We start from the raw sequence: 24257 nt of genomic DNA on the forward strand, positions 1-24257 counted from the left end.
AAATTATGGAAAAATCATTTGCTCAATTATCTCTCAATACCTCCTACCATAACTACGTCATTTTGGTGGTCGAAGATAGCGATGAGGACTTTACAGCATTCACCCGTGCGCTTCGAGAAGCTTCTTGTGTCTGCTCGGTATATCGCACTTGTGATGGTGATGATGCATTAGATTATCTGTACCGCCAAGGAGAGTATGCCAATTCCACTCTATCGCCCCGTCCTGCACTTATCTTGATAGATCTAAATTTACCGGGAACAGATGGACGAGAAGCGATCGCACAAATCAAACAGGATCGTTTGCTCAAAAGTATTCCCGTGATTGCACTGACTACGTCTTCTAGCCCCAAAGATATTGAAGCTTGCTATCAGTACGGTGTGAATTGCTATATGCTTAAACCAATTGGTGTGGAAGCTTTGAGAAAAACTATTCGGAATTTTTTGGACTACTGGTTTGATACCGTTGTTCTTCCCAATACCATACAGCAATAAACATGACATATGGATAGCCAACGCACCATTTTTATCATTGACGATTGTGAAGAAGACCGCATAGTTTACCGTCGCTTCCTAGAGCGCGACAAACGCTATACGTGTAAAATTGTGGAATTTGAATCAGCAGCGGAAGCAATTGAGATTTGTAAGTCTTGGATTCCCGATCTGATATTAGTAGACTTTATGCTACCGGATGCAACTGGGGTGGAATTTCTTGAGGAATTAAAACTTTCCACTGATAGAAATTATTTGCCTGTCATTATGTTAACAGGGCAAGGTGATGAAAGCATTGCCGTGCAGGCGATGAAAAGTGGCGCACAGGATTATCTAGTTAAGGGAAAACTCACTGATGATACTTTCTACCGTGCTAGCTATACTGTCATGGAACGGGTGCGTCTCATGCAGCAAGTGGACTTACAGCAAGAACAGCAACGATTGATTGCTGCAATTGCTCTCCGCATTCGTTTATCCTTGAGTTTGGAAATAGTTCTCAATACCGCAGTAGAAGAAATTCGCGATTTTCTGAAAGCAGACCGAGTGATAGTTTACCAGTTTCATCCCGACAAGAGCGGCACTATCGTAGCAGAATCCGTTGTAACTGGTTGGAAAAGTTGCTTGAATGTCAGGGTTGAAGATAGTTGTTTTCAGGGTGTAAGAGGAAGTTATCACCGCAGTCATTCTGGTGCAGTTAACGATACACGCCAAGCTGCATTATCTGATTGTCATGTAGAACTTTTAGAACACTATCAAGTTCGAGCCAATCTCTATGTCCCAATTTTTTCAGGGACTCAACTTGTAGAAGCCGATCGATGTTTGCTCAGAAATGAACCTCCCGTTTGGGGTTTGCTCATCGCCCATCAGTGCGGAAATCCCCGTCAATGGCAACAATCGGAAATGGATTTGCTAGAGCAGCTCTCAGTACAGTTAGCGATCGCAATTCAACAGGCAGAACTTTACGAAAACTTGCAAAGCCTCAACGCAAAACTAGAAGCTAAAGTCCTAGAACGAACCGCAGAATTACAGCAAAGCGAGCGGAAATTCCGTGCAATTTTTGAACAAACTTTTCAATTGATTGGGTTGTTAACTCCAAAAGGAGCAATCTTAGAACTCAACCAAGCATCTTTGGAATTTTTTGGTGCTAAACGTGAGGATCTCAAAGGGCAACCTTTTTGGGAATTATCTTGCAATAAGACATTACCTAGCGTTTATAAAGGTTTGCAAAGAGCGATCGCTCTAGCATCTGTTGGCAATTTTGTGCGATATGAAGTGACATTACCCAATGCACAAGGTATTGAAAGGACTATAGATTTTTCCATCAAACCCATATTTAACGAGATGGGAGAAGTCGTTTTGTTACTTCCTGAAGGGCGAGATATTACAGAACGCAAGCAAGCAGAGGAAGCTTTGTGCGATCTCAATGAAGAATTAGAAGCAAGAGTTCATCAACGGACCAATGACTTAGCACAAGCCAATATAAACCTTAGAAGCGAAATAGCTGAACGCCAAAGGGTAGAAGATGAATTGCGGCGAAGTGAAGAGAAGTTTCGCCAACTAGCCGAGAATATTGGCGAAGTTTTCTTCATATATAACCACGATCTGAGCGAAACAATTTATATTAGCCCAGCATATGAAGAAATTTGGGGCAGATCTTGCTCAAGTATGTATGAAAACTCTTTGTCTTGGTTAAATCTTGTCCATCCTGAAGACAAAGACACAGTTATGCAATCGTTTGATGAGCATAAGTATATTGAAGGATTTAAGCAAGAATATCGTATTATTCGAGATGATGGAGAGACTCGTTGGATTCGCACTCAAAGCTTCAAGGTTCGAGATTCAGCAGGTGCAATTCAACGTATCGTCGGTCTTGCCGAAGACATTACCGAACGCAAACGAACGGAAACAGAGCTCCAACGTCGCCAACAGGAATTTTTGGCTTTGCTTGAAAATGCCCCTGATATTATAGCTCGAATTGAGCATAATTACCGTTATTTATATATCAATCCTGCTGTAGAAGCAGCATCAGGTTTGCTCAGGCAAGCATTTATTGGAAAAACGACTAAAGAACTTGGATTTCCCGAGGAGACAGTCACTCAGATAGAATTTGGAGTCAAGCAAGTTTTTGAAACCGGCCAAGAGCATTTTATTGAGTTTAGCCTTGATGGTTTAAATGGTTTGAAGCACTACCAAGCTCGAATGGTGCCTGAGCGAAATTCTCATGGAGATTTATCTTCTGTGTTGTTAATGAGTCGTGACATCACGTTGCTCAAACAAACTGAGATGGAAATGCGAGAAACCAATGCTTTATTGCAAGCAATTATTCAGTCAGCGCCAGTCGGGATTGATTTTGTTGATATTCATGGCAAAATTGTTCTTTGGAATCCCATGAGCGAGCGTTTGTTTGGTTGGGAGGCACAAGAAGTCATTGGCAAGTCTTTACCAATTGTACCCGATAAGGAACGGGAAAAATTTGGTGAATTGGCAAGCCAAACTTTTGCAGGTCAGGGATTAACCCAAATCGAAACTCAGCGTCAACGAAAAGATGGATCGTTAATTGATATCGGCCTTTCGACTGCTGTAGTTAGGGATATACAGGGAAATATTATTGGTGGTATAGGTATTTGCCAAGATATTAGCGAGCGACAAGCCGCCCTAAGAGAACGCAAACAAGCAGAGTTAGAACTTCTTCGCAGTCGCGATCTCCGAGAAGCCATCTTCAATGAATCGGCTGATGCTATTTTTCTTGTGGATGAGGATACGCGCCGAATCATTGATTGCAATCGTCGTGCTATTAATTTGTTTGAAGCATCTAGTAAAGAAGAACTGATTAACGATAATGACCGGACATTACAACACTATCCACTGACATTTGAAGAATTAGAAAAATTAACAGAAGAAGTTAAAACAAAAGGATTTTGGAGTCGAGAAATTGAATATAAAACTCTTAAAAACAACTCATTTTGGGGAAATTTAGCTGTTAAGCAAATCAGCATTGCGGGGACTGTGAGAAATTTAGTACGAGTGACAGATATTAGCGATCGCAAGCAAGCAGTAGATCAACTAGAACATTCGCTAGAAGAAAAAGAAACTTTGTTAAAAGAAATTCACCACCGAGTTAAAAATAATTTGCAAATTATTTCTAGCTTGCTGCGAATGCAATCGAGACGCGCTCGGGATGAATCCACCATGATGTTATTCCAAGAATCCCAAAATCGAGTGCAATCCATGGCACTCATTCACGAACATCTTTACCAATCACCAGAAATTTCACAAATTGATTTTGGGGAATACATTCGGAGTTTAACAGACAACCTATTCCGATGCTATGGTATCAGTCAAAAAGCGATCGCAGTCACAATAGAAACTGGTGGTATTAAGCTCAACCTTGATACTGCTATACCTTGCGGTCTACTCATTAACGAGCTGGTTTCCAACTCTCTCAAATATGCTTTTCCCAAAGGAAGACGTGGCGAAATTGCCATTTGTTTGGTATCTGCTACAGACAATACCATTACATTAACAGTTAGTGATAGTGGTATTGGTATTCCAGAGTCCTTAGATTGGAGTAACACCAATTCTTTAGGTTTAAGGATCGTGCATAACTTAACAAGGCAACTCAAGGGTACTCTCACTCTAGAGCGCAATAATGGCACTGCTTTCCATATCACTTTTTCTCCAATATTAAAAACTTAATTTGATTGGTAGTTAGTTGTTGGTTGTTAGTAATTTATACTAACAACCAACAACTCACAACCAACAGCTAACCACTAATAACCAACAACTAACCACTAACCCTAAAATCTATGAATTCTATCAAAATCCTAATTGTTGAAGATGAACAACTTGTTGCTGACGATCTTAGAGAAACACTAGAGTATTTGGGATATATTGTACCGACTATGGTTGCAACAGGAGAAGAAGCTATTGTAATGGTCGAATCACTGCAACCCGATTTAGTATTAATGGATATTCGACTGGCTGGAGAAATCGATGGAGTAGAAGCTTCCGAACAAATCCAATCCCGTTTTAACGTACCTGTTGTCTATCTAACTGCCAATGCAGATCGAGCTACTTTAGAAAGAGTGAAAGCCACCCAACCCTTTGGCTATATTTTAAAACCCTTTGATGAAAGAATATTATCTACGACTATCGAGATTGCTATATCCCGTCATCAAGCAGAATTTGAGGTACAAAAGGCATTGTCTACTGCTCAAACAGATAAGCACGTTGCTCAGTCTCAATCCCAACAGAAATCTCAGTACCTTTATATGGCAGCCCATGAGTTTCGCAATCCCCTAACAACAATTAGGCTTGGTGCAGAAATACTCAAACACTATGGCGACAAAATGACGCAAGAAAGCAAAGAAAACCAACTCAATCGCATTCAATCTGCTACAGAAGACTTAATGTATTTGTTAGAAGATATATTAACATTAGGGCAAGCTGAAACAGGAAAAATTCACTACGAACCCGTTCCTATGGATTTGATTTCCTTTTGCAGGGAACAAGTAGAAGCTTTGCAAATGACAGTAGGAAACGAGTATACCATAAAGTTTTTAGTCACAGGTAACCAAAGAACTGCTTATCTTGATGAAAAACTCCTCTGGCACTTACTGAATAATCTGCTTTCCAACGCTATTAAATACTCCCCACAAGGTGGTGAAGTATCGCTCATTTTGTACTGGGAAGACGATAATATTTGTTTTGAGGTACGGGACGAAGGAATTGGAATTCCACCAGAAGCGCATGCAAACCTATTTGAACCATTCCAACGAGCTCTTAATGTAGGTAAAATTCCCGGTACGGGATTGGGATTGGCAATTGTGAAGCAGTGTGTGGATATGCACGAAGGTTCAATTAATTTTAAAAGTATTGTCGGTCAGGGTACGACTTTTGTCGTTAAGCTACCCGTTAAGGACAAAGATCGCGAATAAGCTGAACTACGCACGCTTAATACCAAGCATGGATTTTAGATTTTGGATTGAGAAAGCTTTGCCCGGTCTTGAGGGTAACCAACTATCTGTCGCATTCTTTTTTCAAATTGGAATAATATAACAAAATTTAAATTTCTTTAAAAACTTGCTTTTATTTGCATGACACGAGCAAGTAGGATTCACACCCTACAAGAGCTACCTCTTAATACAAGACTCATTTTATTTAATTAAAGTATGAAAAACTGCTAACTTTTATAAAGAAAATTGAGCGTTTTGTTAACTGAAAAAATATTGTAATTTCTAAATACAGCGCTTTGCATCTGAATGAGGTACACCCCCCTTTCATCCCCCCTTAGTAAGGGGGGACAGAGGGGGGTAATTTTTGTACCTCACCAAGTTGAAATCTGCTGTATTTTAGAAACTTTCATACTCGATTGAAGAGAATTCTTTGTTTGCAACAAGTGCGATCGTAAGTTGTATTTAAATCAACAAGTAAGCAAAACCACCCACTTAACCAAAGCGGTAAGGTTGGCAGTAAATCACCGCTGTTAAAACTTTCGTACCAAATATCCAAACTCGGTTGTTCAGAACGTTCTACCACCCGATAAGCAACAGCGTACAACGTTGACTTGATAGAGATTCTTTGCGAACAATTCCCATATTATATCATTTCATTAAACGATTGTTACATAATGTTGGTTATGTGAAAACAATAAAAAGACGATGAAAAAAACATTTGTAACTATTTTTGCTATCGTTGCTGTCCTTGTGTCTTTAATATCTGTTCCAATTCATCAAGCTAAATCTCAAACACCAACGCTTTGGAACATCTATAACAATACCTTAAAGACTGCGAAATATGTCGATCTCACTCATGCATTTAATCCAACTATCCCTGTATGGTCTGGCTTTAAGAAAGCTCAGTTTAAACCAACTGTAGCTGGAACAGACATACCAAACTACATTCAAACGGGACAAGAGTATACTTATAAAACGCATGGGTTTATTGCGACTGCATACGAATTTCCTACTGACCAATATGGAACGCAACTTGACCCCCCTGCTCACTGGAACGAGTACGGTGCAACTATCAGCGATCTCCCCCCTACCTATGCCGTTAGACCGTTGGTTGTCATTGATATCCATAAAAAAGTGGAAGTAGAACCGGGTTATCATGCAACTGTTGGGGATATTCTTGCTTGGGAAAAAAAACACGGCACCATCCCAGAAGGTTCAGTGGTGATGATTCGTTCCGACTGGTATAAAAAGTGGTCTGATGTTGCACGATTCAATCAAAAGCCCTTTCCTGGAATCACTTTGGATGCTCTCAAATTTTTGCACTTAAAGCGCAAAATTTTATTTCACGGTCACGAACCTTTAGATACGGACACAACACCAACTTTAGAAGGGGAAGCTTGGTTGCTACGCAATCACTATACTCAAGCCGAAGGAGTTGCCAATCTCGATCGCGTACCGGAAACTGGTGCTCTGGTTGCTATCGGTTTTGCCAAACCAGAGGGAGGTACGGGGGGATTTGCTCGTTATATTGCTATTTGTCCATCTAACTGGTCTTATGGTGTATCGATCGCTGAAGCTCCTGGCGCTCCTTTGCCAAAACAACCCTATCGGCTTCAGCGCGATGTTAATGGCGTTCTCAAACCGACTCGGTCATAAGTTAAGTCGCGGTCATTGTCGTGATACAGGGAGAACCGTATCGGATTTTTAAACAATTATGCGCGGGGCAATAGTCAAAATTGAGGGCTTGCACGGTGTTATTCTTACTATCGAACGATCTGTGCAAACACGGAAAAACCAGCCCCCTATCTCCCTGTCGCCCCATCTGCCTTAGTGATAAGTCTTTAACCGGACATGATATGCCTTGAAAAAGGCAGATGGCAGCTGTGTAAAGATAGCTGTTTCATGGTTGGCAATGAAATTTTTTCATCTCGACTGCCTCCAGACTTCTGCCTTTATGTACTAGTGAGTTTTGAGAACAAACTGTAACTTTTTCAACAATTCATCTGACGTGTAAGGCTTTGATAAAAACGTTGTGATGCTGTTACCAAAGATTTGAGCCATCTGAGAAAACCAAACCAACCCGCTGACACCGATAATTTTAACCTGTGGATTAATTTTTTTTAACACTCCAATCGTAGTTGAACCATCCATAGATGGCATCATCATATCAATTAACACAACACTAATTTCTTGCTGATGTTGCGTATATAGTGTCAGTGCTTCAATCCCATCCTTGGCAATTAAAACCTGATATCCATAGCTTTCCAGTACAGTTTTAGTCACCTCACAAATGGCATCTTCATCATCAACTAAGAGGATCAACTGTCCAAACGCAACCGAAAATTCATCATGAGGGGTGACACAAACATCTGTTTGATTAGTTAACATTGCAGGCAAGTACACTTGAAATTCGGTTCCCTTTCCAACCTCACTAAAAACGTTAATAAAACCGCCGTGACTTTTCACAATACCCATAACAGTTGAAAGACCAAGACCCGTACCTTTGCCTACTTCTTTTGTTGTAAAAAATGGTTCAAAAATTCGCTCAAGAATTTCCCTTTCCATTCCACATCCTGTATCGGATACTGTAATGACAACGTATAAACCCTCCTTAGCCTCAATATTCATTCGGGCATAACGACCATCAATCCAAATATTTTTGGCAGAAATTTCGAGAATACCACCATTAGGCATAGCATCACGAGCATTAATGCAAAGATTCATTAAGACTTGGTGCAATTGAGTTGCATTGCTTGCGATCGCCCAAAGGTTTTGTGCTGTTGCATTGGTGCGAACTTCAATGCTTTTGGGAAATGTCTGTTTAATAATATGCTCAATTTCTGAAACGATCGGCTCTATTTGTAAGGATGTACGCTCACCGTCAATACCGCGTGCAAATGACAGGACTTGTTTGACTAAATTTGCCCCACGTTTGATATTTGTTTTAACAATCGAAAGCCACTGCTGAGAGTGTTCATCCAAAAGTTTTCTTTCTAAAAGTTGAACGCTCAGTAGCATTGGTGTGAAAGTATTGTTGAGGTCATGAGCAATACCGCTTGCCAAAGTACCGATACTCTCTAGACGCTGAACTCGGAGAAACTGTGCTTCAAGTTGTTTTTTCTCGGTCATGTCAGTGTTTACTGTCAGAATAGATATTGGTTGCCCATATTCGTTGCGGACTAAAGTCCAACGGCTCGCAACAATTATTTCCTTACCTTCCTTGGTCAGTTGATATAACTCACCTTGCCACGAACCACACTCAGCCAAACTTGTTTGAATATCTTGAAGTTGATTCATGGTTTTGTGTTTGTATATGAGCTCGTTAGCGTTTTTACCGATCGCTTCTGTTGCTTTCCATCCGTACAAACGTTCAGCTCCTTTGTTCCAAAATCGAATTGGGTTGTCTAACAATTGGATTTGGTTATCTAAGTTTCGCACGAGAATCGCATCTGTCGTAATATCAAGCAGCTTTGCTTGTTCGTGGATTTTCTGTTCTGCTTGCTCGCGCTCTTCTTCTGCTTGTTTGCGCTCGGTAATATCAACAATAAAGCCAACCATACGAGCAATATTGCCCGCACTGTCTAAAACAAAGTACCCTTTATCCTCAACTGTGATGTAAGTGCCATCTTTACGACGGACGCGAAATACCAGATATAAAGGCTTTTTTGTAGATACAACGTGATTAATTTCTCGCTCGAATAAGTTTTTATCTTCGGGATGAACGAGATCTTGCCAGTCGTTCAAATCTCCTGATATCTCATCTAAGGTATAGCCTAATATCTGCTCTATGTTGCCCCCATAAGTGACTTCATGAGTATGAGGGTTCCAGTCGTAGAGTATCTGACCGCTTGCCTGAATGAGTGCTTCATAGCGGTTTTTCCACTCGGTTAATTCATCTGTTTGACGTCGGAGTTCTGCCTCTATCCGCTTGCGCTCCAAAATCTCCACTTCCAGAAGTTGATTTTGCTCCGTAAGTCTTTTCGTTAGGTTTTGCAAGCGCATGTGGATATTGACACGAGCTAAAACTTCTTCATGCTCTAAAGGCTTGGTGATGTAATCTACTGCCCCAAGTTTCAATCCTTTAACTTTATCTACTTTATCGGTGATTGCAGTCAAGAAAATGATAGGAATCTCTTGAGTGCTTTGATTGCTTTTCAAACGACGGCAAGTTTCAAAACCATCCATTCCCGGCATCAGTACATCTAACAAAATCAGGTCTGGAGGGGCATATTCTGCCATTTCAAGAGCACTTTCGCCATCTTCCGCCACCACCACTTTAAAACCAGAATCTTCTAAAAAATCAAACAACATTTGTAAATTATTAGGCGTATCATCGACAATCAAGATGACACCTTTTTCAGTATTATTAAAACTCATTGAAACCTCTTAATATTTTTAAACCTTAAGATTTTTTAAAAATTCTCGAATTTGTTTTCCTTTAAAACCTTTCGCCAGTTGACGCAGATGTATGGCAAACGGTACCCATTGCCGATTCAACTCCTCAAGTCTTGTGGTTTCTTGAATAATGCCTTTGAGGTCTCCCCTCATCGCCAGATCGAGTAAAGCAGAAACTTCTTGTGTCGGTGGAATCACAAGAGGGTCTTGAGCGGTCACGGGTGCATTAGTGGTATGCCTGTATGAGTTTTCTTCATAAACCCATTCCAACCCCAAGTATATTTGTAGTTTTTCTAGAAGCTCTGCTTCGCGGACTGGTTTGGGAAGGAAACTGTCGCAACCGACTTCGCGACTTTGTTGGTGGTCGAAATCAAAAACACTCGCTGAGATGGCAATGACCACAACTCCTTCCAACTCTGGCATCATCCTAAGGCGACGGGTAGCTTCAAATCCATCCATGACAGGCATTACCAAATCCATAAAAATGATATCTGGCTTGAACTGACAGGCTTTGTTTAAACTATCCAAGCCGTCTGTTGCTTCTAAAACTTCAAACCCTAAAGGCTCTAGCATATTGACCAACACAGAACGATTTGCCCACTTATCATCTACGACCAAAACTTTTCGCTTTGAGCCTTTAAAACCAATGATATTGTTTTCCTCTATATAAGAAACATCAGTCCATTCAACTTCAGGTAAATCTAAATCCAACCAAAAAATACTTCCTTTTCCTAGTGTACTTTCTACCTTCAATTCACCACCCATTAATTCAACGAGTTGACGGCTAATTGTCAATCCCAATCCCGTGCCTTCAGTCTCGCGACTCTTCTCGCCTACTTGTTGAAATGGTAAAAAGATTTCTTCTAATTTTTCCGGAGCAATACCAATCCCTGTATCTTCTACTTGAAATCGAAACCTTTCCTGATGATAGCCGACTTTGAAAGTAACATAACCTTGTTCTGTAAATTTAACTGCATTTCCAAGTAAGTTAATTAAAATTTGCCGCAAACGCTTTTCATCTGCTCGGATAGCTTTAGGTATAGGGGTGAGAGTTTCGTAAATTAACTCTATACCTTTTTGTTCGGCACGGATGCGACAAATTTCCGCAATCCCTTCTAAAAATTCAGGAAAATGAAAATTTTTGGCATAAAGTTCCATTTTCCTAGCTTCAATTTTTGAGATATCTAAAACATCATTAATTAGGTTGAGGAGGTGTTCGCCGCATTGATAAATAATGCTCAGACCGTTCTTTTGATGTTCTGTAATTGTTTTACCTTTTTTAAGGATTTGAGCATAACCCAAAATCCCATTGAGTGGAGTGCGGAGTTCGTGACTCATGTTAGCCAAAAACTGGCTTTTGGCTCGGTCGAGTTCTGCTAGCGCTTCAGCCCGTTTGCGTTCCATCTCTAGGGCGCGGGTGTTGGCGATCGCTGTTGCTATCTGACCTGCAACCAAGCTTAAAAATCTGCGATAGGTGTCGTTTAACGCACGGCGGGGGCTAATACCAACGACTAAAAGACCCGCAGGTAGCGTCACACCGGGCTGTGCTACGGGCAGAACGAGGGCTGTAGAAGGGGATTCCGGCCAAGGACCACCTGGTAAGGAACCAAATTGCGCCACCAAATTGTCTGCTTGTTCGATTTGTCCGGTGCGTGCGACTCTTGCTAAAGGCCACATTCCCGGTTCCTCGTGAGTATTAAGATCAATGGCGAGAGGACTGGCTGGTGTACCCGCTTCGAGCCCGGTTGTTCCTGCTAAACGCGCCTGTGCCCCATTCTCATCCAACAGGTAAAGTAGAGCAAAGGGAATATCCGCAGCATTCTGGCTTAAAGTCTCTGTGGCAATTCGACAAGCTTCTTCTGTCAGTTGCGCCGTAGCAGTGTTTGTCACCAGATCGTGAAGCGTCCGCAAGCGTCGTTCATCTATGACTCGTTCTGTGGTTTCGGTAACTGCCTGGAAAATGCCAGCTACACGACCCGACTCGTCGCGGATGGGGCTGTGGGAGAAGGTGAAGTAAGTCTCCTCGATATACCCATTGCGGTTTGGGAGGATTAACTGGTTTTCGTACCAGGTGCCTTCACCTGCTAAGACTCGCTCGAACATGGGAGTGAGAACGTCCCAGATTTCTGTCCACCAAGGATACGCAGGCTGTCCCAGTGCTCCGGGATGCTTGAGGTCACCGAGGATGGGACGGAAGCCGTCGTTGTAAAACTGGACTAATTCCGGACCCCAATGAATGAGCATGGGGAAGCGCGAGGCTAAGAGGATACTCACGGCAGTACGCAAGCTCTGGGGCCAACTACTGACCGGACCCAAGGGAGTTTTTGACCAATCAAGCGATCGCATCAGCGCTCCCATCTCCCCACCGCCCGCCAGACAATCTTCCGGTTTAGCCGTCTTCACCGCATCAATCACAAGCGCTCCTCCTGTTTGACGTGTGGCAATAACACCTAATTTCTTTCAAGTTTATTGCCCATGCACTAGTGACGTAATTTAACTTCAAATTACGTCATTTTAAGTAAACTTATTGAAAGTAAATACTCACATTTATAAGTATTAACACTTAGGATGTTTGGGGGGACTGGCGGAATTCCAGTAGCAATCATTTGGTGAAATGGTATTATACGTCTCATGAGGTACACCCCCCTCTTTCCCCCCTTGGTAAGGAGGGAAAGAGGGGGGTAATTTTTATACTTCACCAGGTTGAAATTTGCTGTACCTATCTCCCCAATATTGGGTAAGCAAGTTACTCCCTTTCCGCCATAAGACTACCGATCTTCTTCTCCTCTTTCCTCTGTGTCCTCTGCGCCTCTGCGGTTCATTTAATTAAGAAATCTTCGAGCGCGAAGGGAGTAGGCGAGCTTCCATATTCCGCTAACCAATGTGCGATCGCCCACCAATTACCCTTTCTTGTGCTTGAGCATAATTTAAGAAGAACGCCAATTCTCGATTTGCAAACTAGGTACTCTTTGAAATTCTCTCTCGTTAGATGTTACAAGAATGTGATTATAAGTTAGTGCTGTTGCTGCGATCGGTACATCATATGCACATTCTTGACTATCCCACGTTTGCATTTGCATTAGTAATGTGTTTCTACAAATGAGTTACTGTGTGTAAGTATGACTACAGCTTGAACTAACCGTTCTGGCTCAAGTGGCTTTGTGACGTGCCCTTGATAACCGCTAGCTATGGCTTGCTGGCGATCTGTTTCTCTGGCAAAAGCTGTCAATGCGATCGCAGGAATCTGTCCCCCTTGTTCGGGAGGCAAACTACGAACCTGTTGGATCAAAGTGTAGCCGTCAACTTCGGGCATTCCAATATCGCTAACTAACACATCGGGTTGAAAGGTTGCTAAATTTGCCAGTACCTCTGTGGTAGAGGCAACCATCAAAACCTCTGCTCCATATTGGGTAAGTAATACAGTTAATAGTTCGCGGGCATCCGGTTCATCATCAACGGCAAGGACTCGAATTCCTGTCAGATCGAGTTCTGGTTGGGGCAATTCGTCTAGCTGCTGCATTTTTGGTTCAATATTCAGCAACGGGAACTCGATGGTAAACGCTGCTCCTAATCCTTCACCAGGACTACCAGCCGCGATCGTGCCACCGTGAGCCTCAACCAATTGACGCACAATTGCCAAGCCCAGCCCCAATCCTCCATACTTGCGCGTAATCGAAGCATCCTCTTGCCGAAACGATTCAAAGATGTGGGGCAGAAAGTCCGAGCTGATGCCAATTCCCGTGTCTTTCACGGTAAGTTGTGCCCGATCGCCAATCCGCTCCAATACAATGTCTATCCGTCCCCCGTTAGGCGTGAATTTAATCGCATTGGACAACAGGTTCCAGACAATTTGCTGCAGGCGAGCGGTATCACCAAACACTTGCCCGATGTTGGGCAATACGGTATGCAGGGTGATGGACTTTGCAACGGCAGCAACTTTGACGGTTTCGATCGCCGCTTCAATCGCAAAGGATAGATTGACAGAAGCCATATTCAAGCTGAGTTTGCCACGTAGAATCTTGGCAACATCGAGCAAGTCATCAATGAGTTGTGTCTGTAATCTGACATTCCGCTCGATTGTGGCTAGGGCTTCAGCCGTTTTAGCCTCGTCCAACTTGCGAGATTGCAGGAGCTTTGTCCAGCCTAGAATTGGGTTTAGCGGCGATCTCAATTCATGGGACAGCACCGCCAAAAATTCATCCTTAATCCGATTAGCGCGTTCGGCTTCGGCTCTGGCAGCTTGTTCGCGTTGCAGCAATTGTTCCCGCTCTGCCTCAGCCCGCTTTTTTTCTGTAATGTTGAGAACGGTACCGATAAAGCGAACCACAACTCCATCTGAGTTGAACAATGCTTTTCCCTTCGCTGCAACCCATCGTTCGATGCCATCTTCAAGTCCCACAGTGCGGTACTCAATATCGTAATCGCCGCCGCTTTCGGGATTGAACGATCGCAGCACAACTTGATGAGTGCGATCGCGATCCTCTGGATGCAACCCTGCTAGGAAAACGTCCCAGGTAATTTCAGCACTAGGTGGTAGCCCAAACATCGCTTTGCACCGCTCGTCCCACTTCAAGACTTTGGTGATGGGGTTAAAATCCCACGTTCCGAGTTCGGCTGACGCCATTGCCAGACGCAAGCGGTTCTCACTTTCATGCAGGGCGGCTTCTACTTGTTTGCGATCGCTAATATCCTCAAACAAAATGGCAACTTTTCGACTTTCTGGCGCTCCAATCCGAAAAGAAGAAACACCGAACCACCGATTCAATGCTTCGGAGTAGTTTTCATAGCGAACGGGTTCCCCGGTCAGCACAACATTGCCATAGAGATCGATCCAGTACTGTTCCAGTTGTGGGTGCAGTTCGCGGGCAGTTTTGCCTTGTGCGTCTTTCAGACCGGAGTGTTTCTCAAAAACTGAGTTGATTTCTAACAAACGGTAATCGATTGGCGTGTTCTGCTCGTCAAACAGCACTTCAGCAACGCAAAAGCCTTCATTCATCGATTCAAACAAAGTGCGATAACGTTCTTCAGAAACACGCAAGGCTTCCTCAGCTTGTTTGCGATCGCTAATATCAATCACAGAACCGATATAACCTCTGAACTCGCCATCTTCCCCAAACCAGGGATTGGCCGCATCGATCGCCCAGCAATATACACCGTCTTGGCGGCGCAACCGATATTCCAATCGAAACGCTTCACGGCGTTCATTTGCCCTCAAAAAAATATGTTTGGAAGATTCACGGTCTTGGGGATGTAACGCATCGAGCCAGCCAAATCCCAGACCGGTCTCCTCGGTTCGAGCGGTGAAGTCGTACCAACTCTGATTGAGATAGGTACAGTAACCTGTAGGATCGGTTACCCAAATCATGACAGGAGCGTTATCCGCCATGTCACGGAATCGTTTTTCGCTGGCTTGTAGGGCGGCTTCTACCTGTTTGCGCTCGGAAATATCCATATTTACCCCAGTCATCTTGACTGGATTGCCGATGGTGTCATAGAACACGCGTCCCAGACCCAATGCCCAGCGCATTGTTCCATCGGGCTTAATAAAGCGGAACTCAATGTTGTAGTCTTCCCGTTCATACTGAGCGCAATGAATAGCTTGCTCAATCCAAGGCAGATCGTCGGGATGAATCATTGCCCTGACGGTTTCATACTGCCCATCAAAACTACCGGGAGCCATGCCAAACAGGCGTTCTAAATTAGTAGACCAGTTGACCTTACCCGTCTGAATGTCCCAATCCCAACTACCCATCTGAGCGGCTGCCATTGCCAGGTCAAGCCGTTCCTGGTTTTGTTGCAGGGCAATTTCGGTTTGCTGATGGTTAATAATTTCATTCAACAGCCTTGCTTCTAATTGCTTCTGGTTATCGATATTCGTAATCGTGCCAATCCAGCCTGTAATCTGTTCCTGATTATCTCGCGTTGGTACAGCTCGGCAGATAAACCACTGATACTCGCCATCCCAACGGCGAAAGCGGCATTCAATTTCAAATGATTCTCCATTCGCGATCGCCTCGTGCCATTTTATCAAGACGCGATCGCGTTCATCGGGGTGAACTGCGTTAGCTCTCGCCATGCCTATCGACTCCGCTTCACTCAACCCCGTGTATTCGTACCAGCGTTGATTCCGATAGTTAACAATTCCGGTTGCATCAGCCGTCCAAATCATTTGGGGCATAGCTTCGGCTAACTCTCGGTACCGCTGTTGGCTGGCTTTGAGAGCGGCAGCATCTTGATTCCGGTCTGTGATATCTAAAAAAGCTCCGATGACACTCCTGACTTGATTGCGATCGCTCCTTAGGGGAGTTGCATTGCATAGAAGCTGGCGCAGTCTGCCGTCGGGTAGCAGAATGTCAAACTCTACATCGCGCACTTCTACACCCAAGCAGCCAGCTACTTGCATCGGCAAATTCTCAGGGGGGATTTCCTGTCCATCTTGGAAGGTTCGATAGGTCGGTTGCTCACTGGCTGGCGCACTCTTCGAGATATTTTTACCAGGCTCGACACCGAGCAAGTGCCGAAGGTAGGCATTGCTTTGCATTTGAGTACACGCTGAATCGGTAGCGATCGCAATCCCTACCGGAATCATGTCCAACAGCGTTTGCACTTCGGATACCCGATTGGTTAACTCCTGGTTGAGTTGTTGAATGGCGGCTTCCGCTTGTTTTTGCTGGCTTAAATCGATAGCGAATGCGACGTGTTCACCAGTGCCATCTATCCACTGCGTGCTGCTAATCCAGATTGGGAGGCGCGTTCCATCACGGCGGAGCAGTTCCTTTTCCACAGGTGGAGCAAAGCCCTGCTCCTGTATCTGTGCCATCGCCCGGTCTGTTTGTTCGGAGTACTCCGGCGGGATGAAGCTACGCCAGTTTATCTCCTGTTGCTCAAACTCTTCCCGCGTTAGCCCGTACAGGTGCAGCATGGCGTTGTTAATCACCTTCACCTTACCGTCTGCGCTGCCAATGCCAATGCCGATTGGAGCCGTGTCAATCAGCCGCTGTAAGTAATTCTGCTGCTGTTGTAGGTCTGCTATCGTCTGGCTCAACTCTAACTCCAACCGCTTGCGATCGGTGACATCACGCCAGGAGGCAACAAAGCCATCATTCAACTTGGTCGCCCGAATATCAAACACCCGCCCTAACCGCTGCTCACCTCCATAGGTGTCCTCGTAGATTAGCGAGTCTTTGATTAAGGGTTCTCCCGTTTCAACCAATTGACAATACTCGTCAAACAGACCCAATTCGCGATGTCCCGGCAGCATTTCACATAAGCCTCGACCGATCTGCATCTCTTTGGGCATACGGTTGTTTTCACACGCCGCCCCATTGAGATAATCAATGCGAAAGTCTAAAATTTGCCCTGACTCATTTCGCATGGCTGAGAAGATGCCAAAGCAGTCTAGCATATTCTCAACCGATGTTTGAAACTGCTCCTGGCTGCGTTGCAGTTTCCGTTGTAACTCCGCATTTTCGATAGCACTCCGCATCGCCAGACGCAAATCGTCAGGAGTTATCCGATCTCTGACCAGATAATCTGCCGCTCCATTCTTGAACGCATGGACGGCAGTCTTCGTGTCTCCACTGCCAATTACGACGATCGGCGGGCAGCGATCGCCCATTTGTTCCTTCAGTTGACGAAGCAGATTGATGCTCTTGGCATGGGGAAATTGAATTTCTAGGAGAATGCCATCAATCTGCTGTAATTGAGACAGTGGCAGAATCGGGATGTGGTACTGCTTTGTGAGAACTTTGTATGCAACATTCCGATCCTGCTGTAATTGCTGCTTATAGTTGTTATCGTTCTTGTTAGAGTCAGCAATCACAAGAACAGTCCGATAAGTTGACATACTTAAGATCCAAAATTACATAGATAACAGATTGGCTTGCGTCCAATCTTGCTTGCTTTTAGGCATAAAAAACTCCTGTAGATGCTTGTGTGTACACCTATAGGAAAATTCTACAACTTTTTTATGAATTCTACAGGATTCCTATTTGATTTTTAAAATACACGTAGGTAGGTCTATACCGCACAAAAGCTTTTATGTAATGGGCAATGCCCGCACTACAATAATTAAATGTTTTCACAAATCAGATAGGATTGCTATACGACTTTTTTGTGACTCCACAAATGCTGTAGGATCGCAAACAAAGTCGTATAATTTTATCACCTTAAACCATTATTTTATCGTTACCACTTCAGCACTTTGGCTCAAAACCTTACAAATGACACTTGAGCAATGACAAATGACGATTCTGACTAGTCAACTTTCATTGTACTGACTTACTTACCTTTCTAAAAAATATTTATTCCACGAGCTTTTATTAATGGTTGAATAATTTGTCTTTCCTTTCTGGATTTGTTTAACATAACTTTATTGATTCGCGCCTACTTAACTTAAACTCACCATTATTGCAACAAATGGTAGGAGCATCCCAAAGAGTGCCAATTGCCCTCAAAATGGAATTCACCGACGGCAGGCGCTATCTCCTTACCGAGACGCTACGCGAACAACGGGGGGCTTTGGGGTCCCCACGAAGTGGGGTTGGGGGGAAACCCTCCGAAGTTTGCTATTGGGGAGACAGTGCGTTGCGGAGAGCAGCTCCGTGCGGGGGTTCGCTCCCCAAATGGTAATATGGGAAGAGTATCTAGTTTTTAAATTACGGTCTTTCCTGGGCATTAGCTTGATTGGGAATCGTTCATGGAGTCAATCTGATGTTAAACGTTAAACCTCGATTTGCAAGTTTTGCCGAGTATCTCCAATACAACGATGATTCAGAAAAACTTTATGAACTCTTTAATGGAGAATTGATCGAAATGCCTCCAGAATCTGGCTTAAATATTCAAATTGCTAATCGGCTTTTTTTGGCTTTTGCCTTAATGCTAGGAACTGACAGAGTCAGAGGACAAGGACTAGAATTATAAGTCAGAGGTGAACCCAAAAACCGCTATCCAGACCTCACCATTATCCGAGAAGAACATATTCAACAACTATCAAAGCGTAACACCATTTGTCTTTCCATGTTACCCCCTCTATTAGTAATTGAAATAGTTAGTCCTGGAGATATCCAAAGAGAGAGAGACTCCATCGCCAAAAGAATACAATATCAAGATTGCCGCATTCCCGAATATTGGATAGTCAATCCCCAAACTCACACTATTTTAATCTTAGAACTTAGAGGAGATTCTTATATAGAAGTAGGTAATTTTAGCAATAATGATTTACTGCTATCCCCCGGATTTCGACAACAACTTAATCTAAAAGTTTCTGAGGTTTTTGGTAAAGATAAGGTGGATGAATAAAAGCTTTGGATCAATACATTCTTTATCAAAATATAATGGAAGAAACAGAACCGGGAAGGCAACTATATCTAGCAATTCGCAAAGCAACGTATCGGGAGATTTTTTCAGAACCCATTGGTAGCCTTGTTATCAAAAAAAATTCCCTTCACTTACTGATATTTGACCCGCAAAAGGAGACGATCGCTCAATGGATAGATTAGATGACTATCGCAAAATAATTCAGCGCATACTGACAGAGTATATGCAAATTCCCTATGCTTATGGAAACTTGCAGTATAAACTGATAGTTAGCAGCGATCGCAATAGCTATTTGTTAATAACGATGGGGTGGGAAGACGATACTAGAGTTCATGGATGTCTGATTCACATTGACATTTTTGACGACAAAATTTGGATTCAACGAGATGGAACTGAAGACGGCATTGCTAACGAGCTAATTGCTGCTGGAATTCCCATACCAGATATTGTTATTGGATTCCATCCTCCGGAACTTAGACCTTATACTAAATATGCTACCGCAATTTGAGGAGATAGCAATTTAATTGCAACAAAAGTGCTACTTGGTTGCAAATAGCTTTCTTTAGAGCACTGTTTTCTAGTTAAGTTAGGTAGAAAAAAATAGAGCTACGTAAAAGTTGATAAACACGCTTAAACTCCTACAAATGTCCAAAGATAAATGACCAACGATCGTCCTGACTGGTGTACTTTAATTGTGATGAATTACTAAGTTTTGAGAACAAACTGTAACTTTTTCAACAATTCATCTTAAGACTTATCTGGAGGGAGGATGCCAATTACTCTCAATCCACAATACTCTCGCCTCAGTTATGTACTCATTATTTAGTCGCAAAGCAATTACAGTTGCCCGACCTGTGGGTGTGAGACCAGCAATATGAGTTCCACCATTTACCCAGCTAAAATGCTCTTGCCAAAATTGTTGCCTTGGATTAAATAACGGCACTAACTGACTTGTTTGTGGGTCAATTGCATGAGTTTTTGCACCTTTAAATTCATTACAGCGATAACAGGAAGCTGCTAAATTGTCAGATTCATCTTTACCTCCAGCAGCTTTAGGCAAGATATGCTCCATTACCAAAGGCATACCAACTAAACGAGAATAAGTTTTGCAATACTCACAGCGAAACCCTGCCCTTGCTAAAACTTCAGAACGAATTTTGTCAGGGATAGCCATGATTATTCGGGTAATTCATTTAAAGCAGGTACTCTGTGTCCTCGCCAACGGAGAACTGACCAAGCATAAGCTTTTTGTAACATCAAGCGATCGGCTGCTATCCTTAACTGGCTCAGTTCTTGACGTTCGCTAGGGGTAATTTCGCCATTTTGATTCTTCTCTAATAATTCTATATGGCGTTGTTGCTGTTCTAGATCCGTTTGACTTTGAGCAAGCACTAACAATTCTTGACTATCCCACGTTTGCATTTGCAAAAGTTCTGCCTGAATTTCTACTGGCGCATTGTCAGGTGTTGGGGGTAAGTTACTGGCAATGCTTTGAGCAGCCAGGACTTCCAAGGGTTGTTGGGTTGCCGAGGCGATACGAGCCAATTGTTGAAAAATGGCTTGTGGAAGTTCAACCGTGACTTTTTGCGTTGCCATTAGTTGCTGAATGTCGCGAGTTGTTTATACTTTCAATATTAGCGTTGATGTTTCTTTGTTATTGTCAGGCACAATAACTAGATTTGACTAGTTGTGCGATCGCTTTGTATGTCATGAAAGTTACCATCAACAGTAAAATATCTCAGTCACATCTAATGGTCTAAAAGGCGATCGCCTGATGCTTGGAAAAATCTGGGCGATCGCCCTTCTGAGCCATCGTCATTGTTTGAATCCGATTCCGTCAAATCTGAAAGTTGCTCTCTGATTGGTGTGCAATCGTTCTGGTTGCTTTGTTATATTCCATAATCTGCCTAAAAAAGTTAGAGAATTGAAACAGATGTTGTAGAAAGCAGGATTTACACTGTTACCTAAAAGGGGTAAAGGTAGTCATTCCTACTGGATTCATCCACTTTTGCGAAATCCTGTAGTTCTGTCTGGCAAAGATGGCAAAGATGCAAAACCTTACCAAGAAAAAGATGTAACAGCAGCACTAGAAGAACTAAAGCAGTCAGAGCAAGGGGATGAATAATGAAATATAGCATTTTGATTCAATGGTCTGAGAACGATCGGGTGTATGTTGCGAGTTTGCCTGAATGGGGTAAATATGCTCAGACACACGGGGAAACTTATGAAGAAGCACTTGAGAACGCTAAGGAAGTTTTAGACGATCTGGTGTACGCTTATAAGCAAATCGGTAAGCCTTTACCAGAGCCTTCTACACTAGAGCTAGCTTAAAGTTCTGGTCTCATCCTCCCTTTTGGTAACGCTCGAACTACTTAGCTTATTTTCAGTCTTGCTTGCTCCTAGCTATGATAAAGTCTCCTGAAGCTATCTTGCGTATCTAGCCTTAGGAGATATTTTCCAACTTTTTTATTTTTTTTCCAACTTTTTTATCTCTCTACACAGCCGCCACGCCCCTACCTGCGTCCTACTCCACAGTCACTGATTTTGCCAAATTTCTGGGCTGATCCACATCCAAACCGCGAAGTGCTGCGATGTGATAAGCCAGCAATTGTAAGGGAATGACCGTAAGTATTGGAGACAGCAATTCATTAACATGAGAAACAGGGAGAATATCATTAAAAATTTCTCCGGCTTCTCCATCATTCACTGGTGTCACGCCAATTAAACGAGAATCGCGGGCTTTCGCTTCTTGGGAGTTAGAAATCACTTTTTCGTAAACACTACCAGGCATTGCGATCGCAACTACAGGCACTTTTGCATCCAACAAAGCAATGGGTCCGTGCTTCATTTCGCCTGCAGGATATCCCTCTGCATGAATGTAACTGATTTCTTTTAACTTCAACGCCCCTTCCAAAGCAATAGGAAAATTAATCCCCCTTCCCAAAAAGATAAAATCTTTAGTCTCGGCAAAATTATGAGCCAATTGCCCGATATAATCCTCTTGTTTTTCCAAATTTGCTTCAATTTCTCCGGGAATTTGCCGCAAACCATCAATAATTTCCTGTAACTCTGTTGGGGAAATTGCCTGACGGAGATATGCCAAATCCAATGCCAAAGCGTAAAATGCCATCAATTGAGCAATAAAAGTTTTTGTCGCCGCTACCCCAATTTCAATTCCTGCAAGAGTATTGATAATTTGAGGGACCATATGACCCAAAGTGCTTTCCGGACGATTGGTAATTCCCAACAATCGGGCTTGATACTTCGCTTCTTTACCCTGGCGGCGTTCTTTTTCCATTGCTAAAGCTGCTAGGGTATCAGCCGTTTCTCCTGATTGGGTAACACCAATTGTTAAAGTATTTGCTGTCAGCGGTGATGGTGCGTAACGATATTCCGAGGCGTAATGTACGTTCGTGGGAATACCCGCTACTTGTTCTAGTAAGTGTTTCCCTACCAATGCTGCATGCCAACTGGTTCCGCAAGCAACAATTTGGATTTGTTCTAAATCCGCATAAATTTCTGTCGGTAAACCAAGGTTCACTGGAGATTTTGTCGAATCTCCTGCATTCCAATCAGCGTTAAAGTAGGCTTCCAAACAAGCCCTCACAACTCCCGGTTGTTCGTAGATTTCCTTGAGCATGAAGTGCTTGAATCCCTGCTTTTCCACCATTGTGGGATTCAAGTTCATCAGGCGGGGCTGTTTTTTTAACCGTTCACCAGCAAAATTGTAAATCTCTACCCCCAAGGGTGTGAGACGTGCTATTTCTCCGTTTTCTAACGGTAATACCGCACGAGTATGAGCTATAATTGCTGGCGTATCAGACGCGCAGAAAAATTCCCCTTGCCCAAAACCAATGACTAAAGGCGCTTGCTGTCGCACAACAATCAGCTCGTCTGGATAATCGGCGGAAATTGCTGCGATCGCAAAAGCCCCCTCTAATTTATTAACAGCTTGGCGGATTGCGTCAAGGAAAGGAGAGGGGGAGAAGGGAACAGAGGGAGAAGGTTCTTTAAGAAATTGAGCAATGAGATGAGGAATCACCTCAGTATCCGTCTCAGAACGGAACTGGTGTCCTTGGGTTTTTAAATATTCGCGTAATTCCCGGTAATTTTCTACTATGCCATTTTGCACCACCGCTACCCGCAGTGCTGTATCCATATGGGGATGAGCATTATATTCCTCTGGCTTACCGTGAGTCGCCCAACGAGTATGACCAATACCAATCTGGGCTGGAGTTTCTACTTGTTCTAGCTTAGAACGTAGATTGTAAAGCTTACCTTTTGCCCGCACACAATTAACATCACCTTCCCATATCGTGGCAATTCCCGCAGAATCATAACCCCGATACTCCAGTTTTTCTAGCCCAGATAGCAAAATTTCTGTTGCCGCTTGAGTGCCAATATAACCTACGATGCCGCACATTGCTCACACCATTTTTTTAATATAACTATTGCAACCAGTATAGTTGTTAACACAATGGTAGCGTTTTGGCAAAAAACAGGGGGCAGAGAATAATATTGGGCATAAGGCATAGGGTATTGAACAATGCCCAATACTCTATGCCCTACGCCCAACGATCCTAAAGTTGATTGCTATCTAGAGACTTTATTACCAGTTTCCAGACAAATTTAGTAAGCTAGACCCATACTGCGAGTTGTTTCAGCACCCAAGTAAACCCGGATGCTTAAAAAGTCAGTGGGACAAGCAGTTTCACACCGCTTGCAACCCACACAGTCCTCTGTACGGGGTGATGAGGCAATTTGCGCCGCTTTACAGCCATCCCAAGGGACCATTTCTAGTACGTCTGTGGGACAAGCGCGGACACACTGTGTGCAACCAATGCAGGTATCGTAGATTTTTACGGTATGAGACATTGAAAAAAAGCTCCTTTGCTATTATTTTTGGTGCAAAAGAATCCATAATCATGGCTTAGTTTACCGCAGTGTCTTAGCCTTCGTAATTAAAAGGCTACATAACTTTAAAGAATGTAATAAGCACTTTGAGATTGCCCATCTCTAGGAGTGACTTTAAAGAAGATGTATAAAGCACTTGAATGCTTTACATAGACTCAATTCTAGCTTTTGAGTTTCGACTTTTGTC

16 protein-coding genes and 2 pseudogenes are annotated in these 24257 nt (G+C 43.1%); 9 read left to right on the top strand and 9 right to left on the bottom strand.

The genetic code is table 11. The features are described from left to right. Positions 1-5: 5 nt before the first annotated feature. The 3 genes from AB0756_RS15665 to AB0756_RS15675 all read left to right on the top strand — a co-directional run bounded on the left by AB0756_RS15665 (position 6) and on the right by AB0756_RS15675 (position 5425). Positions 6-491, top strand: a complete 486-nt coding sequence (locus AB0756_RS15665; protein ID WP_050046183.1) for a response regulator — start codon at positions 6-8, stop codon at positions 489-491. 9 nt (positions 492-500) lie between these two features. Continuing rightward, positions 501-4184 (top strand): PAS domain S-box protein, encoded by a 3684-nt coding sequence (locus AB0756_RS15670; RefSeq protein ID WP_050046182.1) that lies wholly within the window; start codon positions 501-503, stop codon positions 4182-4184. A gap of 110 nt (positions 4185-4294) precedes the next feature. Further along, a complete protein-coding gene (locus AB0756_RS15675; protein ID WP_038077171.1) occupies positions 4295-5425 on the top strand; it encodes a hybrid sensor histidine kinase/response regulator in 1131 nt (376 codons plus the stop codon). Positions 5426-5849: 424 nt separating this feature from the next. Here the strand turns inward: AB0756_RS15675 and AB0756_RS15680 are convergent, their stop codons facing one another. Further along, positions 5850-6047, bottom strand: a complete 198-nt coding sequence (locus tag AB0756_RS15680; RefSeq protein WP_050046181.1) for a hypothetical protein — start codon at positions 6045-6047, stop codon at positions 5850-5852. A 101-nt stretch (positions 6048-6148) separates the two neighbouring features. On the opposite strand from AB0756_RS15680, the gene AB0756_RS15685 reads away from it, so the two are divergent. Next, a complete protein-coding gene (locus AB0756_RS15685) occupies positions 6149-7099 on the top strand; it encodes a cyclase family protein (protein ID WP_038077173.1) in 951 nt (316 codons plus the stop codon). Between the two features lie 303 nt (positions 7100-7402). Here AB0756_RS15685 and AB0756_RS15690 read toward each other — a convergent pair whose 3' ends face one another. The 4 genes from AB0756_RS15690 to AB0756_RS15705 form a co-directional block, all read right to left on the bottom strand. Beyond that, positions 7403-9820, bottom strand: coding sequence for a hybrid sensor histidine kinase/response regulator (locus AB0756_RS15690; protein ID WP_038077174.1), 2418 nt, complete (start codon positions 9818-9820; stop codon positions 7403-7405). An 18-nt stretch (positions 9821-9838) separates the two neighbouring features. Beyond that, entirely contained in the window at positions 9839-12196 is a 2358-nt protein-coding gene (locus tag AB0756_RS15695; protein WP_082051827.1) for a GAF domain-containing hybrid sensor histidine kinase/response regulator, read from the bottom strand. Positions 12197-12765: 569 nt separating this feature from the next. Then, complete coding sequence (locus AB0756_RS15700; RefSeq protein WP_408019886.1) at positions 12766-12912, bottom strand: PIN domain-containing protein; 147 nt, start codon at positions 12910-12912, stop codon at positions 12766-12768. Positions 12913-12917: 5 nt separating this feature from the next. Then, entirely contained in the window at positions 12918-17684 is a 4767-nt protein-coding gene (locus AB0756_RS15705; protein ID WP_050046179.1) for a PAS domain S-box protein, read from the bottom strand. An 866-nt stretch (positions 17685-18550) separates the two neighbouring features. Between AB0756_RS15705 and AB0756_RS15710 the strand changes: the two are divergent. The 3 genes and pseudogenes from AB0756_RS15710 (at position 18551) to AB0756_RS15720 (ending at position 19664) form a co-directional block, all read left to right on the top strand. Then, positions 18551-19138, top strand: a pseudogene (locus AB0756_RS15710) (Uma2 family endonuclease). Between the two features lie 5 nt (positions 19139-19143). Next, entirely contained in the window at positions 19144-19338 is a 195-nt protein-coding gene (locus AB0756_RS15715) for an element excision factor XisH family protein (protein ID WP_072040784.1), read from the top strand. After that, entirely contained in the window at positions 19326-19664 is a 339-nt protein-coding gene (locus tag AB0756_RS15720; protein ID WP_038077178.1) for a XisI protein, read from the top strand. Before AB0756_RS15715 ends, AB0756_RS15720 begins: the two co-directional genes overlap by 13 nt. A 246-nt stretch (positions 19665-19910) precedes the next feature. Here the strand turns inward: AB0756_RS15720 and AB0756_RS15725 are convergent, their stop codons facing one another. After that, a complete protein-coding gene (locus AB0756_RS15725; RefSeq protein ID WP_072040783.1) occupies positions 19911-20330 on the bottom strand; it encodes an HNH endonuclease in 420 nt (139 codons plus the stop codon). Positions 20331-20332: 2 nt separating this feature from the next. Then, on the bottom strand, positions 20333-20752 hold the full coding sequence (locus AB0756_RS15730; RefSeq protein WP_038077180.1) for a hypothetical protein: 420 nt from the start codon (positions 20750-20752) through the stop codon (positions 20333-20335). A gap of 358 nt (positions 20753-21110) precedes the next feature. Between AB0756_RS15730 and AB0756_RS15735 the strand changes: the two are divergent. Continuing rightward, positions 21111-21281 (top strand): annotated as a pseudogene (locus AB0756_RS15735) (type II toxin-antitoxin system HicA family toxin); the annotation flags it as partial. Continuing rightward, a complete protein-coding gene (locus AB0756_RS15740) occupies positions 21281-21487 on the top strand; it encodes a type II toxin-antitoxin system HicB family antitoxin (RefSeq protein WP_038077182.1) in 207 nt (68 codons plus the stop codon). The pseudogene AB0756_RS15735 and the gene AB0756_RS15740, both read left to right, overlap by 1 nt. Before the next feature lie 193 nt (positions 21488-21680). Here AB0756_RS15740 and glmS read toward each other — a convergent pair whose 3' ends face one another. Next, complete coding sequence (gene glmS / locus AB0756_RS15745; protein ID WP_038077185.1) at positions 21681-23579, bottom strand: glutamine--fructose-6-phosphate transaminase (isomerizing); 1899 nt, start codon at positions 23577-23579, stop codon at positions 21681-21683. Positions 23580-23785: 206 nt separating this feature from the next. Next, positions 23786-24031 carry a photosystem I iron-sulfur center protein PsaC gene (gene psaC / locus AB0756_RS15750; RefSeq protein ID WP_012411495.1) on the bottom strand — a complete coding sequence of 82 codons (246 nt, stop codon included), beginning with the start codon at positions 24029-24031 and terminating at the stop codon, positions 23786-23788. Positions 24032-24257 lie beyond the last annotated feature (226 nt).

The organism is Tolypothrix campylonemoides VB511288_2, assembly GCF_045999855.1.
Lineage (GTDB): Bacteria > Cyanobacteriota > Cyanobacteriia > Cyanobacteriales > Nostocaceae > Scytonema > Scytonema bouteillei_A.

Bases quoted from the DNA above. Each gene is read 5' to 3' on its own strand.
- AB0756_RS15665 (WP_050046183.1), top strand. From the start codon at position 6: ATGGAAAAATCATTTGCTCAATTATCTCTCAATACCTCCTACCATAAC.
- AB0756_RS15720 (WP_038077178.1), top strand. From the start codon at position 19,326: ATGGATAGATTAGATGACTATCGCAAAATAATTCAGCGCATACTGACA.
- AB0756_RS15740 (WP_038077182.1), top strand. From the start codon at position 21,281: ATGAAATATAGCATTTTGATTCAATGGTCTGAGAACGATCGGGTGTAT.
- AB0756_RS15725 (WP_072040783.1), bottom strand. From the start codon at position 20,330: ATGGCTATCCCTGACAAAATTCGTTCTGAAGTTTTAGCAAGGGCAGGG.
- glmS (WP_038077185.1), bottom strand. From the start codon at position 23,579: ATGTGCGGCATCGTAGGTTATATTGGCACTCAAGCGGCAACAGAAATT.
- AB0756_RS15675 (WP_038077171.1), top strand. From the start codon at position 4,295: ATGAATTCTATCAAAATCCTAATTGTTGAAGATGAACAACTTGTTGCT.
- AB0756_RS15695 (WP_082051827.1), bottom strand. From the start codon at position 12,196: ATGGGAGCGCTGATGCGATCGCTTGATTGGTCAAAAACTCCCTTGGGT.
- psaC (WP_012411495.1), bottom strand. From the start codon at position 24,031: ATGTCTCATACCGTAAAAATCTACGATACCTGCATTGGTTGCACACAG.
- AB0756_RS15690 (WP_038077174.1), bottom strand. From the start codon at position 9,820: ATGAGTTTTAATAATACTGAAAAAGGTGTCATCTTGATTGTCGATGAT.
- AB0756_RS15700 (WP_408019886.1), bottom strand. From the start codon at position 12,912: ATGCAAACGTGGGATAGTCAAGAATGTGCATATGATGTACCGATCGCA.
- AB0756_RS15685 (WP_038077173.1), top strand. From the start codon at position 6,149: ATGAAAAAAACATTTGTAACTATTTTTGCTATCGTTGCTGTCCTTGTG.
- AB0756_RS15705 (WP_050046179.1), bottom strand. From the start codon at position 17,684: ATGTCAACTTATCGGACTGTTCTTGTGATTGCTGACTCTAACAAGAAC.
- AB0756_RS15670 (WP_050046182.1), top strand. From the start codon at position 501: ATGGATAGCCAACGCACCATTTTTATCATTGACGATTGTGAAGAAGAC.
- AB0756_RS15730 (WP_038077180.1), bottom strand. From the start codon at position 20,752: ATGGCAACGCAAAAAGTCACGGTTGAACTTCCACAAGCCATTTTTCAA.